The organism is Rathayibacter tanaceti, from assembly GCF_009834165.1.
Taxonomy (GTDB): Bacteria; Actinomycetota; Actinomycetes; order Actinomycetales; family Microbacteriaceae; genus Rathayibacter; species Rathayibacter tanaceti.
This window is the reverse complement of the sequence record NZ_CP047186.1, coordinates 1,095,478-1,116,197: the sequence shown is the minus strand read 5'-3', so window position 1 is coordinate 1,116,197 and position 20,720 is coordinate 1,095,478. Positions and strand designations below refer to the sequence as shown.

Here is a 20,720-nt window from a genome sequence, read left to right as displayed (position 1 = left end):
GGGCTCTTCGCCGAAGAGCACTCGTCACACTCAGCACGGCGACGAAAGGACAGCACGATGGACGCCCCCAACCCGATCCAGATCCAGAAGTACCTCTCGGGCATCGACTACCCCGCCTCGAAGGACACGATCGTCGAGACCGCCGAGAAGGAGGGAGCAGACGGGGACGTCCTGGAGGCCCTCCGCGCGATCCCGGACGGCGACTACGCGAAGCCCACCGACGTGAGTTCGGCCGTCTCCAAGGTCTGACCTCCCCTCCGCGAGATGCCACGTGAGTACGCGACACGCCGTGTCGGACGTACTCACGTGGCATCTCGCGGCCGGGAAAGCAGGGAGGGAAGCAGGGTCAGGCGGAGGCGTGCTCGCGGAGGATGCCGGAGGCGAGGGCTTGGAAGGAGAGCACCTTGTAGCCCTCGGACTCGAAGAAGACCGTCGCCCGGTCGACCTCGACGCTCATCACGGTGCCGGCGCCCCACTCGCGGTGTTCGACCGCCTCGTCGACCCTGAGCGGAGCATCCACCTCGGTGGTCTGGGGCGTTTCGGCGTCGGCGTCGGCCTCGTGCCGCTCGCAGCCGTCGCAGTTGCCGCACCATTCCGGCGACTCCACCCCGAAGTAGTCGAGCAGCACCCGGCGCCGGCACTGGGTCGTCTCGGCGTAGGCGCGCATCATCGCCAGACGCGACTCCGCGATCCGCTCGCGCGAGGCGAGCGCCTCCTTCACCGCGTCGACGGCCTCGTCGCCGGAGACGTCGCATGTCGCTCGCAGGCCCGAGCCGGTCTCGACGAGTCCGGCGTCCGCGAGGTCGTTCACGAGGCGCGCGATCGTGCGTGCGGGCCTGTCCAGCTCCTTCGCGAGCGCGGCGGAGTCGAGCCCCGGCTGCCCCGAGACGGCCGCCCAGACCACGCGCAGGGCCGCCTTGTCGACCGAGCGCTTGGCGAAGAAGCGGCGCAGCCCCAGGTCCTCCGCGCGGTAGTGCAGGGCGGCGGTCGCGGGCTCGCCGTCCCGCCCGGCCCGGCCGATCTCCTGGTAGTACGCGTCCAGCGACTCGGTGGTCGTCGCGTGCAGCACGAAGCGCACGTCGGCCCGGTCGATGCCCATCCCGAAGGCCGACGTCGCGACCACCACGTCGAGCTGTCCCGCGCGCCACTGCTCGTGCACGACCTTCCGTTCCGAGACCGTGAGTCCTGCGTGGTAGGCCGCGACCCGGCGCCCCTCCGCCGCGATCTCGGCCGCGTAGCTCTCGGTCTCCCTGCGGGTCGCCACGTAGATCAGGCCAGGAGCGGTCCAGCTGCGCGCTTCCTCGACCACCGCCGCGCGCTTGTCGTTCTCGCTCTCGTGGCGGTGCACGACCAGGCGGATCTCGGGCCGGTCGACGCCGTGCACCTGCACCTCGGGGTCGGTCATCCGCAGCCGCTCGATGATCTCGTCGCGCACCGGCCCGGAGGCGGTGGCCGTCATCGCGAGCACCGGCGGGTCGCCGAGCTCGCCGCGCACGTCAGCCAAGCGGAGGTAGTCGGGGCGGAAGTCGTGGCCCCAGGAGGAGACGCAGTGCGCCTCGTCGACGACCAGGAGCGACACTCCCGCGGCAGCGAGGCGGGCCACGTTCTCGGGCCTGGCCAGCTGCTCCGGAGCGAGCAGTACGGAGAGCGGCCCGCCCTCGTCGATCCGGTCCCACGCCCGGGCGACCGCTGCGGCGCCCTGGGACGAGTTGATCGCGACGGCGGGCGGAGCCGCGGGCGCCGCCTCGATCGCGGCGACCTGGTCGGCCTGGAGAGCCACGAGCGGAGAGACGACGAGGACGACTCCGCCGCGCTCGGCTCCCGCGATCTGGTACACCGCGGACTTGCCGCCGCCCGTCGCCAGCACCAGCAGCGTGTCGCGGCCCGACGCCGCCGACTCGATCGCCTCACGCTGGCCGGGGAGCAGCGACGACCAGCCGAAGTCCTCCCTGGCGATGCGGTTGACGGAGTCGGTGCGGGGGGAGGTCATGGCTCGACGCTACGACTCGCAGACCGCCGAGAGCGTCGGCTTGACACGGCCAGGGAGCTCGGTAAAGCGAGACGACGACACCCCGAACACCGGAGGCGCGAAGACCGTGCTCCCCGGCGAGGACGCTGCCGACGCCTCCGGCCGCAGAGCCTGATCGGTCCGTCTCCGGCCCGCGGGTCCGCCCGCGCCGCCTCCGGGCAGTCGACCCTAGCGCCGCACGACCACCGGGTTGAACAGCGTCCCGATCCCCTCGACGTCGACCGCCACCGTGTCGCCGTTCGCGATCGGCCCGACCCCCGCCGGGGTCCCGGTGAGGATCACGTCGCCCGGGAGCAGCGTGAAGATCCGCGAGACGTACGCGACGATCTCGGGCACCCCGTGGATCATGTCGCCCGTGCTGCCCGACTGCTGCACCCGCCCGTTGACGCGGGTCTCGATCGCGCTCTCGTTCCAGATCAGCTCGGTCTCGATCACGGGCCCCAGCGGGCAGAAGGTGTCGTAGCCCTTCGCCCGCGTCCACTGCCCGTCGGAGCGCTGGAGGTCACGGGCCGTCACGTCGTTGGCGATCGTGTAGCCGAACACGACGTCCTCGTAGTCCTCCGCGCGGACGTTGCGGGCGACGGCGCCGATCACGATCGCCAGCTCGCCCTCGAACTCCACCTGCTGGCTGTCCTCGGGTAACACGATCGCCTCGTCCGGCCCGATGACGGAGGTGTTCGGCTTGAGGAACACCAGCGGCTCGGTCGGAGCGTCGCCACCCATCTCGGCCGCGTGGTCGGCGTAGTTCTTGCCGATACCGACCACTTTGGAGCGCGGGATCACCGGCGCGAGCAGCTTCGCCTCCGCGATCGGGACACGCTCGCCCGTCGTGTCGAATCCGGCGAACATCGGGTCTCCGGCGAGCACGACCAGGTCGTCCTCGTCGACGATCCCGAAGTGGATCGCTCCCCCGTTGTCCCCGTCGCGCTGCGTCGCGAATCGTGCGATCTTCATACGTCCACCCTCGTCATCCAGCCGTGCCTGTCCTCCCGGCGTCCGTACTGGATGCCGGTCAGTTCCTCGCGCAGCGACATCGTCAGCTCGCCCGCGGGTGCGCCCGCGTGGCCGGCCGAGAAGCCCTCGCCCTTCAGCTCGGCGATCGGCGTGATCACCGCCGCGGTTCCGCAGGCGAAGACCTCGACCACGTCTCCCGAGGCGACCCCGTCGCGCCACTCATCGATGCTCACGCGGCGCCGCTCGACCCGGTGACCTCGGTCCTCGGCGAGCTGAAGCACGCTGTCGCGGGTGATCCCCTCGAGGATCGAGTCGGACTCCGGAGTGACGAGCGTGCCATCCTTCTTCACCAGCACCACGTTCATCCCACCGAGCTCCTCGATCCACTGCGACTCCTGCGAGTCGAGGAAGAGCACCTGCGCGCAGCCGTGGCTCGCGGCCTCCTGCTGCGGCAGGAGCGACGAGGCGTAGTTGCCGCCGGTCTTCGCCGCTCCGGTGCCGCCCTTGCCCGCGCGGGCGTAGGAGGTGGAGAGCCAGATCGACACGGGGGCGACGCCTCCCGAGAAGTAGGCGCCGGCCGGGCTCGCGATCAGGTAGTAACCGACGTCCTCCGCCGCGCGGACGCCGAGGAACGCCTCCTGCGCGAACATGAACGGCCGGAGGTAGAGGCTCGTCTCGGGCTCGGACGGCACCCAGTCGCCGTCGGCGGCGATGAGCCGGCGCAGCGACTCGAGGAAGAGCCCGGTGGGCAGTTCGGGCAGGGCCAGCCGGCGGGCCGAGCGCTGGAGACGCCGCGCGTTCGCCTCGGGCCGGAACGTCCAGATCGAGCCGTCCTCGTGCCGGTAGGCCTTCATCCCCTCGAAGATCTCCTGCGCGTAGTGCAGGACAGCGGCCGCAGGGTCGAGCGCGAGGGGACCGTACGGCTGGACGCGGGCGCTGTGCCAGCCGTCGGCGCGGGTCCAGCGGAGTCCGACCATGTGGTCGGTGAAGTGCACGCCGAAGCCGGGGTGGGCGAGGATGCGCGCGCGCTCCTCGGCGGATCGCGGGGAGGGGGCGGGGGTCACCTCGAAGTCGAGGTCGGTCAGGGCGGAGTCGGTGCTCATCGTGGTGGTGTCCTTCTGCGAGGGGTCAGCGGAGGCGGGCGACGACCGAGTCGCCGATCGCGGCCGTCGAGCGCGGGGTTCCATCGCGCGACTCGATGTCGACGGTGACCGCGGCCGTGACCCGGGCGGCCTCGTCGCTGCGGCCGAGGTGGTCGAGCAGCATCGCCGCCGAGAGGATCGCGGCGGTCGGATCGGCGAGCTGTCGTCCGGCGATGTCGGGCGCGGATCCGTGGACCGGCTCGAACATGCTGGGGAACGCGCCGTCGGGGTTGATGTTGCCCGAGGCTGCGAGTCCGATGCCGCCGCTGATCGCGCCGGCCAGATCGGTCAGGATGTCGCCGAAGAGGTTGTCGGTGACGATGACGTCGAACCTAGCAGGATCGGTCACGAGGAAGATCGTCGCGGCGTCGACGTGGAGGTAGTCGACGGCCACGTCGTCGTAGGCGGCCCCGACCTCGTCGACGACGCGCTTCCAGAGCGAGCCGGCGAAGACGAGCACGTTGGTCTTGTGCACCAGGGTGAGCCTCGAGCGACGCGAGCGGGCCAGCTCGAACGCGTGCCGCACCACCCGCTCGACCCCGTAGGCGGTGTTCACCGAGACCTCGTTCGCGATCTCGTGCGCCGTGCCCCGACGGATCGCTCCGCCGTTTCCGACGTAGGGTCCCTCCGTCCCCTCCCGGACGACGACGAAGTCGACCTCGCCCGGGGCGGCCAGCGGCGACCGCACACCCGCGTACAGGCGGGTGGGTCGCAGGTTCACGTAGTGGTCGAGCTCGAAGCGCAGCCGCAGCAGCAGCCCGCGCTCGATGCCGGCGTCCTTGAGCCGGGGGTCGCCGGGCGCACCGCCCACAGCACCCAGGAGGATCGCGTCGTGTGCCCTGATCGCCGCGAGGTCCTCGTCGGTGAGCACGTCGCCGGACTCGAGGTAGCGGGCGGCGCCGAGCGAGAACACGGTCTTCTCGATCACCAGGTCGGAGGCGGCGGTGACGGCGTCGAGGACCTTCACGGCCTCGGCGGTCACCTCCGGCCCGATCCCGTCTCCGGGGATGACGGCGAGCTTCACAGTGCGGGGCATGTCGATCCTCAGGCGTGCGGGGTCAGAGACCCCCTCAGCGTACTCGTGGGCGCTGTCCGGGCCTTCGCGACACTCGCCAGCGAACCCGCGCAATCCTCGTTATTGTGTCACTGGCCCGCCGACGAAAACAGACCGAACGAGGAGAACATGAAAAGACACCGCGCTACCGCCGTAGGAGTGGGCCTTGCGCTCCTCCTCATCGGAATCACACTGGTTCCTGTAACTGCAACAGCGGCTACTCAGACCAACTCCGTCGAGGCACCTGCCGAGTTGAAAGGCAACAATGGCCTGACCTCCTCGAACGCACGCACAAAGTTGGTAATGCAGGCCGACGGCAATGCCGTAATCGTCTACACCACGACTAACCAAGTTCTCTGGGCGACGGCTACCTCCGGCAACCCGGGTGCTCGTCTCGCAGTTCAGACCGACGGAAATCTCGTAATCTACTCCTCGTCTAATCAAGTCCTATGGACTTCATCAAGCCGCGGTTCAGGGAGGTCTCTCGTGATGCAGGACGATGGAAACCTTGTATTCTATGCCAGCGGTGGAGAACCGTTGTGGGACACCGGAACGAGTATTCGTGACATCCGAGATTCATTCTCGGGGAGCGTACCCGTCAACTACGAACTCAGCGATGGTGATACCATAACGGCGCCAAATGGCTTTTTCCGTCTAACAATGCAGTCGGACGGCAACCCGGTCATTTACAGCTCAGATGGAAACGTAATGTGGGCAGCGGGCGTCAGCAGCCCCCATGCACGGCTGGTACCGCAGGCTGACGGCAACCTTGTCATCTACTCGGCAAAGAACCTTGCGATCTGGTCTACCAACACGAAGGGTTCGGGCAAAAGCCTCTCGATGACCGACGACGGCCGGGCTGTATTGACCTCTGGCGCAGGCTCCACCATCTGGGAGACCGCGCCAGCTTCCACGACCGCTCGGCAATTCGTATCCGCCGGCACCATCGGCTCCGCAGTGTCTGCTGCGATCGATAGCACGCGCCGTGCCACATCGGAGGAACGAGCGGTGATCGTGCCTTCGTCCTCGATCGACATGGTCCGCGAGGCGGCGGTCATGGCAACACTGTGGGACGCGTCGCTCATCGTTACCGATTCGGACACGGACGCGTCACAGACCAATGCTCGCATGTCGTCTCTGAACACGACGAGGGTGCGGCTCTACGGAACATCCCGCGCCTTCCCCAGTAGTTTCATCAGCGGATTGAAATCCGGGACAACGATCGATAAGTCGATTCTCGCAGACAGAGCCTACGACCGGACGAGTCAGATGTGGGACCTCAGCACGAGGAAGGAGCAGCTCGTCATCGCCGCAACGAGCTCCGCGGAAAATCTTCCGATGGCCGCAGCTCTGGCAATGGAACGCAAAGCGCCACTCCTCATCGTCGGCGACCAATCGGACAATCAAAAGCTCTACAACTCCCTTAACTCGAGCCTCAAGGAAAAAACCCATCCAGGCATCGTTCAGATCGGTAACGCCCTTGATCTGTCGCAATTCACAGCAGACGAGGTGAAAAAGAAGATTGAAACCTTCGATGTAGGCGAGCGGGACTCCGCCTGGCTGCGAATATCCACCAGGGCAATGTCTGCCCATTCCTCAGGCCTTGACCTCTGGACCGCCCCGTCCGACCAACCAGCACACATCATCGTGCAACATTTGCGGCGGCTCGAAGCAACGCGGTCTTCATTCCAGCTGGCGTCTCTACCTCGCTGGGAACAGCAAGCCCGGCATCCTCGTATCTGAATCTGGTTAGGAATGAAGCACAATCCGTCAGAATGATAGGAACGGGCAAGGCGACGAATTCGACATTTGCTTCCTTTGCAATTCCGCCGTCGATGAGTCGACGAGGAGTAGCGCCACAATTCCGCGTAACGGACTCGACCTTGAAAGATTCGCGAATTACTTTCTCGTTAACAAAGCGCGACGGTGCGGTCAAGTACGAGGCTCGGGGCATCGGGGAGCAGGTTCTTGGATCCTCCAGTTCGCCATCGATCTCTCTTCCCGCGGAGAAACTGAAAGCGACTGCCATAGTTGCACTCGATGGCTCCGGAAAAATTGTGGACTTTTTTCCTTTCCGAATCAATAAGTACGAGACCTCGACGGACCGGGACTCTGTCGTCTATGGACAGGAAAAGAACGGTGCTCACTACGTACGTTGGCTCAGCGACGTCCGAACGCCCAGAATCGTTACTCGCTATGTCACGAATCCATTCACTTCCGACGCACCTTCCAAAGGAGAGGCTATCGCGATAACGTGCCTGAGCGAATTCGTCGACACCGACCTCGACGAGACGAAACAGTACGAGTACAAGGTCGAACCGCTTACCCTTAACGGCGGAAGAGAATGCGGAGGCTCCGCATACCCGAGCGCCGTCACAGAACGCCCGGCAGGAGGGGTGACACTGCCCTTCACTCGGTACCCGGTGAGCGAGGATCGTCAATCGGGTAAAAATAATGTCAACGGCGAGAACGATAGCACCCGCCTTGGACAAGAAGTCGCTTCAGTGGGTACGAGCGGGCACACGTTGGCGGACCTGTCAATTGAGGGCGCCGGAACCCCGAAGGATTCTCGTAGCGCTAATGGACGCTCTTCTGAAAAGAAGGAAGACGATCAAACTACTCAGTCGACGCAATCCGGTAATGATATCCAGCCGATGGAAGTTTATTATGAACAATACATTCCCGATGACAAGGTCTGGATGCCCGGTTTCTCGGGAGACCTTCAGCGCCCAGCAATATTCCTTCACGGTGACGGCAGAGAGTGGTTCGACCTGAACGGCTCAAACCGCGTGAAGAATCAGGTCTCGGTGACTTTCGGGCGCAACCACGGGATCTATCCACACACACCGAGCATCGGTGAGTCGCGCGCCTACGCCTGCGATCTCGGCGGAAACAACTGTCGGCAAAAAGCAGCCGAAACGGCGTCCTCTAACGGGGCATCGACAAACATCATCTACTCGTCGGAATCCTTCGCTTCCTTCCATATGGCTGTCAACGCAACTATCCCTTCGTCAGTGTATTGGCCGGCTCCTGCGATCAACGGACAAGTCACGGTCGTCTTGCAACCCGGAGGAAGCAGAGCTTATGGTACTCACGACATGATGCCTCGTCATCAGGTCTGGTACGGCAACTCAAACGCCGACGCATATCTGGCGTATCAGAACGACGACTACTTCCCGCTCGGTCTCTTCGGAATTCCTCCGACAAGCTTCAACGTTTCTTTCTGACCGAATAGGAGCCGGTGAATTCGGCGGGTGTCCAGCTGAGTCAACTGCTGGTTCTGGGCACCCGCCGATCCGATACCAAAAAAGTTCTCCGAGCAGCAAAAAACAGCGTAGTAGTGTGCAAAATAAGTCCCACGATGAAGTACACAGTGTAGCTCGTCAACCCATCAGACGGGGACGTCAAGAAGGTCGGGATGCTCGCGAAAATGGCAAAAGTCGCGGCCGAGAAGCCGCCGACCAGCATGCTGAAGGTCAGACGACCACGTTCGCGTCGTCCGCGCCGACCGATCGACTGGAAGACCAAGCCCCCTATGACACCTCCCACGCTAGCGGCTATCAGCAGAATCGGAATGAGATAGGCCAGGATCCATGTGTACTCACTAAGAGCATGCCAGAGGTCGTAGTCATACCCTCGGATCCGTCTACTTGTTGGGCCGACGACTACACAAGCAAGAATCACTAGACCGACAGAGAGAATGACGGTGATAAAGCCCGCAGAAGCCAGGCTCAAGGAAGTGGACCGCCAGAGTGAAATTCGGCTTGCTGGAACGTGAGGCGTCGTCATGACAAATACCATACGCCCTGCGCACGGCGCGAACGCACGGCTCCCTTCGAATGCCTGGGAAGCTCCTTGAGCAGTGCGACTGCGACGCCTCGATCTCCTCCGTCTGCTGTAGCCGACGGAGGGACCGCGTGGGCACCGTCAGCCGCCAAACCTATCGCGAGGCACCGCAACACCGAGGAACGTCGTCCCGAGTGAGACCGCACGAGACGCGGAGACCGCCCAGTGCGCGGCGGGCACGCCACGTGCTTGATTCATCCTCATCTGCGAATCGGACGGTCGCCATATGCTCCTCTCCGCACCTCCTTCCCCGCCCGCCTCGCTCCCGAGGAGGCGGCCCGCCGATACCCGCGCCTGCGCCGCCGGGTCCTCGTCGCGATCTTCCTCGGCCTCGTTTGAAACTCCGCCCCTCTGGTCGCCCCACTGATGCAACGCGAGCACGGATTCGCCACTGTCGACCTCGACTGATCCCCAACGGTGTCCTGCTGGCCTACGGCGCATCGAAGTTGCTCAGCGCGATGGTCAGCGACGCGCAGCTCTTCCTTCCGCTCGTCCTCCCCCCTCTCGGCCTTCGCCAGCCTGGCGGTCACCGCCTTCCCCGCCGTCAAGGCCTGTCGCAATCTTCGTGCTCGTGATGCTGGTCAACGGCCTCTTCCAGGGGATGGGGTGGCCGCCCTGCGGGCGCACGCTCGTGCACCGGTGTCTCGACGACCGAGCGGGGCAGCCGGACGGCGCTCTCGAACGTCGCGCACAACGTCGGCGGAGCGGGTTCCGGCGCCGTCGCCGCGGCCGCCCTCGCGCTCGTCGGCGACTGTCGCGTTCTAGCTCCCCGCGATTGTCGCCCTCGCCATCGCCGCCGTCGCCCTCGGCCTCCTTCGGGACACTCCGGAGTCGCAGGGCCTCCCGCCGATCGAGGAGTACCGCGAGCTGAGCGCTCCTCCGGACGCACGTGCTGTCCAACTCGACGATGATCGGCCTAACCTTCGCGAACGTCTTCGTCTACACGCTCCGCTAGGGGGGAGCTGGTCTGGCTGCCGGCCTACCTAGCCGAGGTCCGCACCGCGAGCCTGAGCGAGGGGAACGCTGGCGTATCACTCTTCGAGCTCGCGGGGATCCCGGGCGCCCTGCTCTACAGCTGGATCAGCAACCGGGTGTTCCGCGGGCGCCGCTCGCCCGCAGGAGTGGCATTCCTCGTCGGGGCTGGGGCCGTCCTCCTCTCCTATACTCGCTCTTGCCGACGTGAGGCGCGCTCGACGTCTCGCTCTCGGCGCTGGGCGCGATCGGCGGGCTAATCTACGGCCCGTCATGCTGATCGGACTCCAGGCCCTCGGCGTCAGCCCCGCGAGGTTGCGGGCACCGCCGCCGGGCTCACCGGCCTGTTCGGCTACGTCCTCGGGACGACACTCCCATCCACCGGCGTCGGGCTGGTCGTCCACGCCTTCGGCTGGGACGTCACCTTCACCCTCATCCTCGGCTGCGTCGCCGCCGCCGTTGCCCTCATGCTCGCCGTCGGCCGCTCCGAGCGCACCCTGCACTCCTCCCGCCCCTCTGCCCGCGCGCCTTCGCTCCCCGCCGCGAGATGCCACTTGAGTACGCGACACGCCGAGGAACGCGTACCCAAGTGGCATCTCGCAAGAGGGAGGAGGGGCGTCTCAGCTCCGGCGGAGCCGCCAGGCGCCGATCACGGCGGCGGCCAGCACGAGCCCCGCGCCCAGCCACGCCGACCAGCCGACGCCCGCGTCGAACGCCGCGCCCGCCGAGGCGACGAGGCTCGAGGCGGAGTCGGCGGGTAGCTCGCCCGCGACCGACACGGCCCCGCCGAGGGTCTCGCCCGCGCGCTGCGCCTGCGCGGCGTCGAGGCCCTCCGGCAGGGCCACTCCCCCGCGGTAGACGGCCGTGAGCACCGTGCCGAGCGTCGCCGTGCCCAGCACGGCTCCGAGCTCGTACGCCGTCTCGGAGACGGCGGAGGCGGCGCCTGCCTTGTCGGCGGGCGCGTTCGCGAGGATCAGCTCGTTCGACACCGTTTCGGCCGCGCCGATGCCCAGGCCGAGGAACGCGAAGGCCACGGCGACGGTGAGCGCCGACGCGCCTCCGGGGGCCGCGCTGCCGACCGCGAGCAGCACGTAGCCGACGACCGAGATCACCAGGCCCGCCGGCACCACGATCCGCGGGGCGACCCTCCGGGCGATCGGCACCACGCCCAGGCCCGCCACGATCATCACCGCGAGCCCCGGGACCAAGACGAGCCCCGCGGCCAGCGGCGAGAGTCCGACCACGAGTTGAAGGTGCTGCGAGAGGAAGAACAGCCCGCCCACCAGCGCGGTCACGCTGAGCAGGTTCACCACGATCGCCGCGCTGAACGACCCGCGGCGGAAGAGCGACAGATCGAGCATCGGTGACCGGCGACGCTGCTGCCGGCGCACGAAGAGCACGCCAGAGGCGACTCCGACCACGAGTGCCACGGCGCCCGGCACATCGACTCCGTGCTCGGCGAACGACTTCACGGCGTAGACGACCGGCGCCATCGTCGCCAGGGAGAGGAGGATGCTCGCCACGTCGACCGGTCCGGGCTCCGGGTCGCGCGACTCCGGCACCAGGATCGGCACGAGCACGACCAGCGGCAGCAGCACGGGCACCGCGAGCAGGAACACCGAACCCCAGGCGAAGTGCTCGAGCAGCACACCGCCGACGAGCGGGCCGATCGCGGATCCGACGGCGAAGCCCGTCGCCCAGATCGCGATGGCGAGTCGGCGCTGATCGCGATCGGGGAAGAGACTGCGCAGGAGCGAGAGGGTCGAGGGCATCAGCATCGCGCCGAAGAAGCCCAGCGCGGCGCGGGCGCCGATCAGGGCCGCAGCGGTCGGCGCGAAGGCGGCAGCGACCGAGACGACGGCGAATCCGATCGCACCGACCAGCAGGAGGCGGCGCCGCCCGATGCGGTCGCCGAGACTTCCCATCGCCACCAGCAGGCCGGCCAGCACGAGCGGGTACGCGTCGACGATCCAGAGCAGCTCGGTGCCCGACGGACCCAGGCTCTCGGCGATCGAGGGCAGCGCGAAGTTCAGCACTGTGTTGTCGACCGAGACCAGCAGCACCGGCAGCATCAGCACCGCGAGGGCCACCCACGCACGGCGTCCGACCCGGTCGGCGGCGCCGGACGGATCGACGGCGGGAACGGGAGCGGTACGCGCGGACACAGGGGACGACCTTTCACGGAGAGGAACGGGGCGAGTATACCGTCCAGCCGGTACACTCGCCAGGATTCCGCCGTAGGATGGTCGCCGTGACTGCTCCCGCACGCGACCGCGTCCTCGACGCCTTCGAGCAGCTCCTGATCAAGCAGGGCGAGCGCGCCGCCACCCTCGACGCCGTCGCCCGCACCGCCGGCGTCTCGAAGGGCGGGCTCCTCTACCACTTCCCCTCGAAGGACGCCCTCGTGGACGGCCTGCTGCAACGCCTCGACGCGCGCCGCGAAGAGGACGTCGCCCAGAGCCTCGCCGCGCCGGAGGGCGTGGTCGCCTACCTCCTGCGGACCTCGTTCGCCGCCGACTCCGCCTTTGACCGCACGATCCTCGCCGTGGCGCGCATCGCACAGGGTCACGACGAGCGCGCCAGCGGCGGCCTCGCGCGCATCCACGACAGCTGGAACGCGGTCGTCGCCGACGCGGTGGGCGACCCTCTCGTCGCCCGCGCGATCGTGCTGATGAGCGACGGCCTCTACTACAACTCCGCCCTGCTCCCCACGGGTCAGGAGTCGCGCGGCGAGGCCGAGGACGTCCTCGCCGTCGTGCGCCGCCTCCTCGGCACCTGACGCCGCGTCAGAGCCGCGTCACCAGGCGCTCGCGGTCGAAGCGTCGCACCACGGCGAAGAACAGGGCCAGGTCGATCACCACGAGCACGACCGCGCCGCCCCCGGCGACGGCGAGGTTGAAGAGCGAGAGCCCCGCCGTCTGCGCGACGACCAGGCCCACCAGCGGAAGCACGAGGAACGCCGCGGTGCCCTGCGCGCCCTGCACGGTCGTGGCACGCTGCGACACCGCCACGATCAGGCAGATGGCGAGGAACGCGATCAGCGGTGCGAGCACGAAGGCCGAGACGATCCAGGTGGCGGTCGGGAAGACCAGTCCGCCGAACAGCGGGTAGCCCACCAGGTTCACGACCAGGCCGTAGAGGAGGAACGCCGCCCAGGTGACGAGCACCGCCGGGACCAGCGAGACGAGGATCTTCGCCAAGACCAACTCGCTGTTGGTCAGCGGCGTGTAGAGCAGCCCCTCGATCGTCCGCTTCTCCTTCTCGCCCACGAAGCTCGCGCTCGCGGTGACGCTCGCCACCATCACCGGGATGAGGAGGAAGATCGGCGCGAAGAAGTAGATCACCATCGCGTAGGCGGTGGACTGCGCCAGGTCGTAGTCGGCGGGGACGATGCCCGCGGGCAGGTTCGCGAGGAACTGCTGCATCCCGTTGATCGATGCCATGAGCGTCTGGTTGCGGCCCAGGAGCAGCACGAGCACCGGGAGCACCGTGACGAAGAGGATGGGCACCACGATGATCGGCGCCAGAGCCTGCTTGTTGCGCAGGATCTCGCGGAAGTCCTTCTGGACGAGGGCGGTGACGCGGCGGCGGTTCATCGTTCTTCTCCGATGGTCGTGAAGTAGTACTCCTCGATGGTGTGGCGCCGAGGGACGATCGAGGTGATGCGCACGCCTCCGGCGACGAGCGCCTCGACCAGAGCGGGTACCTCGGCCTCGCCCGCGACGCGCAGAGTCATGACTCCGTCGTCCGTGGAGCCGGGCGCGGAGGCGAGGCGGTCGACGATCGCGAGCGCGGCCGCCGGATCCCCCTCGACGGTGAGCTGCACCGTCGTGTCCGGCCAGCGCTGCTCGAGGAGCTGCGCGACAGGGCCCGAGGCGACCAGGCGGCCGCGGTCGAGGATCCCGATGCTGTCGCAGAGCGTCTCCAGGCCCTGGAGCTGGTGGGTGCAGATCACCACGGCGACGTCGCTCGAGGCGGTCAGCGACGAGAGATAGCCGATGAGGTCGGCGGCGGCCTCCGGGTCCAGCCCCGAGGTGGGCTCATCCAGGAACAGCACGTCCGGCTCGTGCAGCATCGCGCGGGCGATCGCCACCTTCTGGCGCATGCCCTTGCTGAACGAGCCGAGCACGTCGTCCGCGCGGTCCGAGAGGCCGAACAGCTCGAGCACCTCGTCGATGCGTGCGTTCCGGCGGGCCGTCGGCATCCCGAACAGCTCGCCCCACGCCGTGAGGTTGTCCCGGACGGTGAGCAGGTCGTAGAGGTTCCCGTCGGTCTGCACGCCGATGCGGTGGCGGAGGTGGTCGGCCGACGCCGCCGTGAGCGCCTCGCCGAACAGCTCCACAGAACCCGCGGTCGGAGTGAGGAGCCCCGTCAGCAGCCGGACGGTCGTGGTCTTGCCCGCGCCGTTGGGTCCGAGCAGGCCGAACGCGGATCCGCGCCGGAGCGAGAAGGACACGTCGTCGACGACGGTCCTCCCGCCGAGGGTCTTGGTGAGGCCGTGCACGCCGATCAGCTCCTCGGAGCGTCGTGCGGTCGGCGTCGGGGTCGCTGTCTCGATCATGTGCTTCGGTGTCCGTTCGATCGGATGCGGATGAGGAGGACGCTCGCGATCGCGGCGGTCAGGACCACGAGAGAGGCCAGCACGGCCCCCCACTGGTCGGGCCCGTCGCCGGCGATCAGGCCGGACGGCGACAGCAGGGCGGTCGGGGACCACCGCTGGAACCCCTCCGCGCCCGCGAACAGCCCGCCGAGGAAGACGACAGCCGCGATCACGATCGCGGACAGGAAGGGAGCGTTCGTCCAGCACGCCAGCACTCCGGCCAGGAGGACGAACACGACGAGCGCGCCGGCCTGCAGGGCGAGCCCGCCGACGAGGAGCCCCCAGTCGAGGTCGGGGTGCAGGACCACGGTCTCGTAGCCGGCCATCAGTGCGCCGACGAGCGCCCCGATCGAGGCGACGATCGCCGAGACTGCGAGCCGCGGGCCGAAGATCTGCCACGGCCCCGTGGCCCGCGAGCGGTAGAACAGGCGCAGGCGCTCGTCCGGCCCGAGCGCGCAGGCCCAGCCGACCAGGTACCCCGAGAGCAGCAGCGCGAGCTGCGACGAGTTCTTGAAGTAGGAGTCGACGAGGTTCTGCCAGGTGGGGGCCGAGACGGTGATGGTGACGGTCTCGGTGGCGCCGAGAGCGCCGAAGATGTCGGCGCTGTACTCGGCGATGAGCGGCGAGGTGATGCCGGAGAAGAGGAAGAGGAGCGCGACGACGAGGAGCCGCCGCGTGCGGTTCCAGCGCTTGAACTCGACGGAGAGGCTCACGATCGCTCCCCCGCCCCGGCCTCGGCGAGCGCGCCGAGGCGATTCATGAACGCCTGCTGGAGGGAGTTCTCCCCGAAGCTGACCGAGCGGATGTCACCACTGCTGCGCGCGATCACCGCGAGGAGCGGCTCGACCGCCCCCATCGGCACGAGCAGCTCGCGGACCGAGCCCAGCGCCGGCTCCGACGGGACCCCTGCCGCGGCGAGGCGGGTGCGGAAGGCGGAGGCGTCCTCGAACGAGGACACGACGATGCTCGAGCGCACCGAGGCCGACTCGATGAACGCGCCCTTGTCCCCCGCGAAGACCAGGTGCCCGTGGTCGAGGACCACGAGCCGGTCGGCGACCGAGTCGACGTCGGTGAGGATGTGGCTCGAGATCACGACGCACATCTCGCGGCCGAGGCTGCGCACGATCTCGAGGATCGCCTCGCGCCCGACCGGGTCGAGGGCGCTCGTCGGCTCGTCGAGGATGAGCAGCGAGGGCCGGCGCACCAGCGCGGCGGCGATCCCGAGCCGCTGCTTCATGCCGCGGGAGAACCCGCCCACCCGGCGCCGTGCCGCGTCCTCGAGCCCGACCCGCGTCAGCAGATCGCTGATCGCGCGCCGAGTGGCGACGCCGCCTGCGGGTGCGCCGAGCCGTGCCGACTGCGCCATCACCTCGAGCGGAGTGAGGAAGGGCTCGAAGCTGGGGGTGTCGGGGCAGTAGGCGATCTCGCCGGAGCCGCGTTCGATCCGCCCCGACGTCACTGGGATCAGTCCCAGCAGCGCATGGATGAGGGTCGTCTTCCCCGCACCGTTCACCCCGATCAGACCGTGCACGCCGGTCCCCGAGAACGAGCAGTCGACGCCGTCGAGCGCCGTGAAGGAGCCGAACCGCACCGTGGCGCCGTCGGCGCGGACGAGCACGCCGCTATTCGGCTGCACGCTGCTCGGTCCGGCCGAAGATCAGGTAGAGGATCCCACCCAGCGGGATCGAGATCGCGCAGATGATCGCCCACGCCCACTTCGGCAGGTGCCGGGTGCCCGCGCTGCGGATCAGATCGACGTAGCAGTAGATCAGGAACGCCAGACCGAGCAGCAGGACGGGGAGCAGGATTTCGATCTTCATGACATCACCTTCGGTCTCAGGGCTTCGCTGATCTGCTGGAGGTCGTCGAGGGCCGCCTCGTCGCCGTGCACCGTCGCCACCGCCGTCGGGTTGACGACCACCTCGTCGATGCCGTGCGCGCCGATGTCGCGGATCTGCTCCGCGACCTCCTGCGCGTCTCCGACGACGAACACGTTCCTGCGCACGAGCTCCCGCGCGCCGGAGGCGATGTCGGAGGGGTGGGCGTCGATGCCCGCGCGGCGGAGCATGTCGGAGTAGTGGAAGCGCGCGAGGTGGTTCGAGCAGCCGGCCTGCGCGAGGAGGTTCGGCGAGCGCCCCGGCCCTGCAAGGGCCACGTGCACGTTGGTCACCACTCGGGCACGCGTACCGTCCGCACGCGTCAGACGCGGCAGGAGGACGTCGCGCACGTAGGTCCGCGGCGTCATCCAGGTCACGACGAAGTCGACCAGATCACGGGACCGGGAGGCCATGCCCGGTCGCAGCACGCCGGTCCCGACCTCGACCGGTCCGGTCTCGAACGCCGGCAGGCGCGCCTCGCGAGCCTCGAGGCCGGGCTCGGTGCTCGTGACGGAGCGCCCAGCGAGAAGGTCGCGGACGATGCCCGCGTAGGCGGCGGTGTAGCTGGCCGGGCGCTCCAGCGGAGCTCCGCGGGTCGCCGTGACGAAGTCGGGGTCGGAGGCGCCGTAGGCGACCGAGACGGGCCGGCCGAGGACCGCCGCGAGCGAACGGGCCTGGAGCGCGGCGTCGTAGGGGGTGCGCAGCGGAGCCAGCGCGGTCCCGATCCCGACCGGGACCGCGTCCTCCGTTCCGCCAAGACCGGCCAACGCCATATGGCTCTCGATCTGGAAGGACTGCCCCGTCCACAGGCGGGCGTATCCCCCCTCGCGGACGGCTCGGGCGTAGCGGCGGACGACCCCGGAGCCGCTCGGCTGGTGCGGACAGAGCAGCGAGACCTCGCTCACGCGGCACGATCCCCACTCGCGCCGGGCGCGAGGTTGCGGGCGACGTCGTCCGGGTCGATGCCTGCTTCGGCGAGCGCATCACGGAGGCGGCCGACCAGCGGACCGCCCGCGGTCACGGCTGCGGCGACTCCGACGGCCAGTGCTGCGCACCGGCTCTCGCCGAAGCTCTGCTCACGCCCGGAACGGAGCGGATCGGCGGCGACCCGCAACCCGGGAACGACCTCCGCGCAGAGCGGCGACCCGCTCGTCTCGGCCCCCGAGGAGGCGACGAGACCGCTCAGGGCCTCGGCGACCGACTCCGCGTCGACCGAGGAGTAGTACACGAGGGAGTCGTTACGCGGGAACGCGTCCGGCCGCGAGAGCATCTTGGTGCGGAACGAGAGGCCGAGCCGGGCGAGCTCGTGCACGCTGGCGGCCCAGAACCGGAGGGCCTCGTCCGGGTCCTCGAACCGGACGTAGTGGCGCACCATCGACCCCGGGGCCGCCGGCCGGTCGGCGCGCTCGTGCACGAACATGAAGAATCCCGGAGTGAGGTTCGGGCGCAGGCACGAGACCCGCGCGCGCCGGGCACCCGCCTCCCCTGTCAGGTCGTCCTCGTCGAACCGCACCCGCACGCGGTGCAGCTCGACGAGCCCCGCGGATGCGGACGCGCCGAGCGGCGCCTCCACGGGCACGATCACCCCGGGGTCCGGCAGTGCCGCGCGGATCTCCTCCTCGAACGCCTCGTCCGGGAGCAGCGACGTCGTCGCGAAGACGTCCGGGTTGCCCGCGTGCAGATTCGCGTAGAGCCAGGTCGAGAGTCCGCGACGGGGGTCCAGCGCGTCGAGGTCGAGGCGGGCGTCGCCGAGGGTCAGCACTCCGCGGTCGGCGTCCAGGTCGAGGAGTCGGGCGAGATCGGCCGCCGAGGGCCCCGCGGCGCTCATGCGGTCACCTCGCCCAGGAGGAGGGCGGCGCTGCCCGGCTCGAGCATCGCCTGGCGGCCGATGCCCGCCAGCGCTCGGTCGGAGGCCGACATCGAGTACGACAGCATCGACCGGGCGATGACGCGTTCGATCACGTACCAGCCGATGCCCCGCGCGACCTCGTCGCGATCCAGCTCCTGATCGGAGCGGGTGCGGTAGCCGGCGAGGATCGCGGCGGCCACCGGCCGCGCCCGGTCGAGCATCGTCTCGCCGCGGTCGAGGAGGAGGTTGTGGAAGTCGAGGGCCGAGCTCTCCGGCGAGTCGACTCCAGTGAAGGCGCGCGCGATCGCGTCGAAGAGCACCGCACCGAGCAGGCCGGCGACATCGCGGTGCGCGGGAGCGACCGTGAACTCCTCCCAGTCGATCAGGACGGGCTCGTCGTCGGCACCGACGAGGAACTGGTCGGGGCGCAGATCGCCGTGCGAGGGCACCATCGCGAAACGCCGCTGGCCCGTCGTCCAGGTGCGGACGGCCTCGACCAGCTCGGCGTCGTGCTGGAACAGCCGCCAGCACTCGAGCTCGCCGCCGCTCGCCCTGGCATAGGCGGCGGGAGTGAGCCAGTCGAATCCGTGCAGCGGCTCGTCCTCCGAGCCGCCGGCGTCGAGGGACGGCTGCAATCCCGCGATCGAGTGCAGCTCGCCGAGGATCGCGCCCGCCCGGCCGAACAGGCGCTCGGCCTCGTCCGTCTCCTGGGCGCTGTCGAGCACCTGCTGGAGCGAACGCGCCTCCAGGAGGTAGGGGAAGACGACCGTCCGCGCCTCGGCGTCGCTCGAGAGCATCGCCGGCGAGAACGTCAGCGAACGCGTCCGGCGGACGTCTTCCCAGTGCAGGGTGTTGCGGAAACGCCGGTCGGCGTCGGCCCGCTCACCTGAGAACACTTTGCGGAAGACCAAGCCCTCCGCAGACGTGACGACCGTGGAGCGGTTGCGCCCCACCAGCCTGTCCGTGATCGCCTCAGTCAGCATCAGACCCCCCTCGTCCCGTCGCTCTGCGACACGTCCCCCGTCGTGAGCACCGCCTCGGCGCACGTGAATGCATAGACTTCCTCGATCGCACCGAGCGGCTGATCCCCATTCAAGCAGAAAGTCAGTCCCCTCACCGAATCGGGGGCCACGAGCAGCCATGAACCGGCGAGGACGCCCGGCGCGGAGCCGCCTTTGAACTGCACGATCGGCGCACTTTCGGATCGATTCTCCGTCAGCCACGGAGTCCACGGCCGCTCGGACAGGCGGCGCATCACGCTGTCGACCGACTCGAGTGTCATGAAATAGTCCAGACCGTCCGTGTACCGGATCTCCTCCAGAGCGTTCGCGCGAAGAAGGGCGTCGATATCGGCATGGTCGGCGGCTGGATCCATTCCCGCACCCCAGGCGCGGCTGAAGTAGTCCCTCGTCGAGAGAAGTGGAGTGTTGATCGTGCGCGACAGGCCGTGCGATTCGGCTGTGGAGAGAATCCTCTCTGGACCGAGAATGCGAAGAAGAATGTCTGCAGCACTATTGTCGGACCGCAGGATCATCAGCGAGCAGAGATCGCGGATCGACACGGGCCTGCCGATGTGCGCGGTCGTCAGGCCGCTGCTCAGATACGAGATGTCCGACGCGCGGATGAGGCATTCGGTGGCGAGAGAGAACTCGCCGGACTCGACGGCGCCCAGCGCCGCGTCGAGGAGGAACAGCTTCATCAACGACGAGCCGGCGACGACATCGGCGCCCGCGCGCTCGAGGCCGGCTCCGTCGCGGATCAGCACCGAGACCGTCCTCGCCACGGCCGAGAGAGCATGGTGGAGGTCCTCCGCGCCGACGAGGCGGGGAACGGGAGTGGCCAGACGCAGGCCCTCGAGCCTGCCCTCCGCGGTCTCCTGGACGTAGACGACGCCCGGAATTCCGGCCTCCGACTCGACATGGAGGGCTGTGAGACGGTCGGATTCGCGCGTCGAGCGCAGGAGTCGGGGGCGGCTGAGGCGGATCGCCTGGACGGTCTGGAGCACGGCCGACTCGGGGCCGATGCGGTGCGCAGGGCTCAGACGGCGGTCGATCTCGTCCTGCGAGACCGGCTCCCAGGAGGTGAGCAGGTCGATCGCCGCGGCCGTCGTCGGGCTGGTCGTCATCACCGGAGACCTCGCAGTTCCTGTCGTGTTCTCGGGTGGGGAGAAGTCCGCCGGGCGGGGTGGCTCCGGTCGCCTCCACCGGGAAGGCGCGCACAGTCCGTCTTTCTCGATCTCTCTTCTGCTCACCCGAGAGAAGAGCCGGGAGAAACGAGATCGACGACGGCGGACAAGGAATTCGACTCGAACGGGGATCACGATCGAGAAGAGGGAAGTCGGCGCCGAGCCGCCGTGGGGGCGGCCCGGCGCCGATCAGGAACCCGTCGTTAGACGGA

General features: G+C 68.4%; 18 protein-coding genes. 4 read left to right on the top strand and 14 right to left on the bottom strand.

The window, feature by feature from the left end:
- Nucleotides 1–57 precede the first annotated feature (57 nt).
- Entirely contained in the window at nucleotides 58–249 is a 192-nt protein-coding gene (locus tag GSU10_RS05275; RefSeq protein ID WP_068212180.1) for a DUF2795 domain-containing protein, read from the top strand.
- Between the two features lie 97 nt (nucleotides 250–346).
- Here the strand turns inward: GSU10_RS05275 and GSU10_RS05270 are convergent, their stop codons facing one another.
- From GSU10_RS05270 to GSU10_RS05255, 4 genes are all read right to left on the bottom strand, one after another.
- Entirely contained in the window at nucleotides 347–1,990 is a 1,644-nt protein-coding gene (locus GSU10_RS05270; RefSeq protein ID WP_132505777.1) for a RecQ family ATP-dependent DNA helicase, read from the bottom strand.
- Nucleotides 1,991–2,197: 207 nt separating this feature from the next.
- Nucleotides 2,198–2,983, bottom strand: a complete 786-nt coding sequence (locus tag GSU10_RS05265) for a fumarylacetoacetate hydrolase family protein (protein ID WP_068212177.1) — start codon at nucleotides 2,981–2,983, stop codon at nucleotides 2,198–2,200.
- Complete coding sequence (locus GSU10_RS05260; RefSeq protein WP_132505780.1) at nucleotides 2,980–4,086, bottom strand: branched-chain amino acid aminotransferase; 1,107 nt, start codon at nucleotides 4,084–4,086, stop codon at nucleotides 2,980–2,982. Before GSU10_RS05260 ends, GSU10_RS05265 begins: the two co-directional genes overlap by 4 nt.
- A gap of 25 nt (nucleotides 4,087–4,111) precedes the next feature.
- Nucleotides 4,112–5,161, bottom strand: a complete 1,050-nt coding sequence (locus tag GSU10_RS05255) for a 3-isopropylmalate dehydrogenase (RefSeq protein ID WP_068212176.1) — start codon at nucleotides 5,159–5,161, stop codon at nucleotides 4,112–4,114.
- Nucleotides 5,162–5,665: 504 nt separating this feature from the next.
- Between GSU10_RS05255 and GSU10_RS05250 the strand changes: the two genes are divergently transcribed.
- Together GSU10_RS05250 and GSU10_RS05245 are read left to right on the top strand one after the other, a co-directional pair.
- Complete coding sequence (locus GSU10_RS05250) at nucleotides 5,666–6,922, top strand: hypothetical protein (protein ID WP_158286136.1); 1,257 nt, start codon at nucleotides 5,666–5,668, stop codon at nucleotides 6,920–6,922.
- A 140-nt stretch (nucleotides 6,923–7,062) separates the two neighbouring features.
- Nucleotides 7,063–8,406, top strand: a complete 1,344-nt coding sequence (locus GSU10_RS05245; RefSeq protein WP_159316547.1) for a hypothetical protein — start codon at nucleotides 7,063–7,065, stop codon at nucleotides 8,404–8,406.
- Nucleotides 8,407–10,617: 2,211 nt separating this feature from the next.
- Here the strand turns inward: GSU10_RS05245 and GSU10_RS05240 are convergent.
- Nucleotides 10,618–12,162: an MFS transporter gene (locus GSU10_RS05240; RefSeq protein ID WP_241972936.1), complete on the bottom strand. Its 1,545-nt coding sequence runs from the start codon at nucleotides 12,160–12,162 to the stop codon at nucleotides 10,618–10,620.
- A gap of 86 nt (nucleotides 12,163–12,248) precedes the next feature.
- On the opposite strand from GSU10_RS05240, the gene GSU10_RS05235 reads away from it, so the two are divergent.
- Entirely contained in the window at nucleotides 12,249–12,776 is a 528-nt protein-coding gene (locus GSU10_RS05235) for a TetR/AcrR family transcriptional regulator (RefSeq protein ID WP_236713520.1), read from the top strand.
- 7 nt (nucleotides 12,777–12,783) lie between these two features.
- On the opposite strand, the gene GSU10_RS05230 is transcribed toward GSU10_RS05235, so the two are convergent.
- From GSU10_RS05230 to GSU10_RS05190, 9 genes are read right to left on the bottom strand one after another with little or no spacing between them, the layout of a single operon-like run.
- Nucleotides 12,784–13,593 carry an ABC transporter permease subunit gene (locus tag GSU10_RS05230; protein WP_068208524.1) on the bottom strand — a complete coding sequence of 270 codons (810 nt, stop codon included), beginning with the start codon at nucleotides 13,591–13,593 and terminating at the stop codon, nucleotides 12,784–12,786.
- Entirely contained in the window at nucleotides 13,590–14,558 is a 969-nt protein-coding gene (locus GSU10_RS05225) for an ABC transporter ATP-binding protein (protein ID WP_068208522.1), read from the bottom strand. Before GSU10_RS05225 ends, GSU10_RS05230 begins: the two co-directional genes overlap by 4 nt.
- Entirely contained in the window at nucleotides 14,555–15,310 is a 756-nt protein-coding gene (locus GSU10_RS05220) for a hypothetical protein (protein ID WP_068208520.1), read from the bottom strand. The genes GSU10_RS05225 and GSU10_RS05220 overlap by 4 nt, the downstream gene beginning before the upstream one ends.
- Entirely contained in the window at nucleotides 15,307–16,233 is a 927-nt protein-coding gene (locus GSU10_RS05215) for an ABC transporter ATP-binding protein (protein WP_082844971.1), read from the bottom strand. The genes GSU10_RS05220 and GSU10_RS05215 overlap by 4 nt, the downstream gene beginning before the upstream one ends.
- The gene (locus GSU10_RS05210) at nucleotides 16,220–16,417 is read right to left on the bottom strand and encodes a PLD nuclease N-terminal domain-containing protein (protein WP_068208515.1); all 198 of its coding nucleotides are present in this window, start codon (nucleotides 16,415–16,417) and stop codon (nucleotides 16,220–16,222) included. The genes GSU10_RS05215 and GSU10_RS05210 overlap by 14 nt, the downstream gene beginning before the upstream one ends.
- Nucleotides 16,414–17,379, bottom strand: a complete 966-nt coding sequence (locus GSU10_RS05205; RefSeq protein WP_068208514.1) for an LLM class flavin-dependent oxidoreductase — start codon at nucleotides 17,377–17,379, stop codon at nucleotides 16,414–16,416. The genes GSU10_RS05210 and GSU10_RS05205 overlap by 4 nt, the downstream gene beginning before the upstream one ends.
- Nucleotides 17,376–18,302, bottom strand: a complete 927-nt coding sequence (locus tag GSU10_RS05200; RefSeq protein WP_068208510.1) for a T3SS effector HopA1 family protein — start codon at nucleotides 18,300–18,302, stop codon at nucleotides 17,376–17,378. Before GSU10_RS05200 ends, GSU10_RS05205 begins: the two co-directional genes overlap by 4 nt.
- Nucleotides 18,299–19,306: a phosphotransferase gene (locus tag GSU10_RS05195; protein ID WP_068208508.1), complete on the bottom strand. Its 1,008-nt coding sequence runs from the start codon at nucleotides 19,304–19,306 to the stop codon at nucleotides 18,299–18,301. Before GSU10_RS05195 ends, GSU10_RS05200 begins: the two co-directional genes overlap by 4 nt.
- Entirely contained in the window at nucleotides 19,306–20,088 is a 783-nt protein-coding gene (locus tag GSU10_RS05190; RefSeq protein ID WP_159316546.1) for a serine hydrolase, read from the bottom strand. The genes GSU10_RS05195 and GSU10_RS05190 overlap by 1 nt, the downstream gene beginning before the upstream one ends.
- Between the last annotated feature and the right edge of the window lie 632 nt (nucleotides 20,089–20,720).

What these genes read in the sequence shown, in the direction of transcription:
- GSU10_RS05275 (WP_068212180.1), top strand. Translation starts at nt 58, where the DNA reads ATGGACGCCCCCAACCCGATCCAGATCCAGAAGTACCTCTCGGGCATC.
- GSU10_RS05255 (WP_068212176.1), bottom strand. Translation starts at nt 5,161, where the DNA reads ATGCCCCGCACTGTGAAGCTCGCCGTCATCCCCGGAGACGGGATCGGG.
- GSU10_RS05210 (WP_068208515.1), bottom strand. Translation starts at nt 16,417, where the DNA reads ATGAAGATCGAAATCCTGCTCCCCGTCCTGCTGCTCGGTCTGGCGTTC.
- GSU10_RS05265 (WP_068212177.1), bottom strand. Translation starts at nt 2,983, where the DNA reads ATGAAGATCGCACGATTCGCGACGCAGCGCGACGGGGACAACGGGGGA.
- GSU10_RS05195 (WP_068208508.1), bottom strand. Translation starts at nt 19,306, where the DNA reads ATGCTGACTGAGGCGATCACGGACAGGCTGGTGGGGCGCAACCGCTCC.
- GSU10_RS05260 (WP_132505780.1), bottom strand. Translation starts at nt 4,086, where the DNA reads ATGAGCACCGACTCCGCCCTGACCGACCTCGACTTCGAGGTGACCCCC.
- GSU10_RS05200 (WP_068208510.1), bottom strand. Translation starts at nt 18,302, where the DNA reads ATGAGCGCCGCGGGGCCCTCGGCGGCCGATCTCGCCCGACTCCTCGAC.
- GSU10_RS05270 (WP_132505777.1), bottom strand. Translation starts at nt 1,990, where the DNA reads ATGACCTCCCCCCGCACCGACTCCGTCAACCGCATCGCCAGGGAGGAC.
- GSU10_RS05230 (WP_068208524.1), bottom strand. Translation starts at nt 13,593, where the DNA reads ATGAACCGCCGCCGCGTCACCGCCCTCGTCCAGAAGGACTTCCGCGAG.
- GSU10_RS05225 (WP_068208522.1), bottom strand. Translation starts at nt 14,558, where the DNA reads ATGATCGAGACAGCGACCCCGACGCCGACCGCACGACGCTCCGAGGAG.